The sequence below is a fragment of the Erwinia typographi genome (genome assembly GCF_000773975.1).
Taxonomy (GTDB): Bacteria; Pseudomonadota; Gammaproteobacteria; order Enterobacterales; family Enterobacteriaceae; genus Erwinia; species Erwinia typographi.
Genome location: NZ_JRUQ01000126.1, coordinates 1 through 602 on the forward strand (window position 1 = coordinate 1; position 602 = coordinate 602).

Consider the following 602-nt stretch of genomic DNA (forward strand, 5'->3'; position numbering starts at 1 on the left):
GCAAAACGCAGCCGGTCGCCACACCGGATGCATTCGAATGGATCGGTACCCAGAAAACCTTTCATCAGCACCGCAAATCCGGGCCGTTTCGGTTTTTCCCGTACCGTCATCTCCAGCGCCTCGTAAACCTTCGGCAGCAGCATGCCCCGCTTGCGGTTGGCCAGAAAGCCTGAGTAACGCACCATTTTAAAATGCCGGGCGGGGACGTGGCTGATATAGCGTCCGATCATCTCTTCCTGGCTCAGCGTCTGACGTTTATGCTTCCCCGTGCGGTGATCGGGATAGTGGTGAACTACGGCGCCGCCGCCGTAGTGGCGCAGACGGGAGGCTGACACCGGCGGGCGCTTCAGGTAGCGGTCCAGATATTTGACGCTGTGCCAGGCTCCCCGGGTTTTCCTGGCGAAATGTACCTTCCAGTAGCGGCCATACTGCGCCTGAAGATAGCGCCGCCACTGGCGCTCATCGTGGATGTGGCCCAGCCCCGGCAGCCTGCCGGGCATGATCCGCCCGTAGCTGCCGCGCAGCAGGCGGATAACCGCACTCCGCCAGATGGCCTCAACGGCCTTTTTTTTGAAGAAAAGACTGCGCCAGACGCCGTGTTT

General features: G+C 60.8%; 1 protein-coding gene. It reads right to left on the reverse strand.

What is annotated here, in order from left to right; genetic code table 11:
* A partial coding sequence (locus NG99_RS27210; protein WP_034900003.1) for an IS91 family transposase occupies window positions 1-602 on the reverse strand: 602 nt, incomplete at both ends.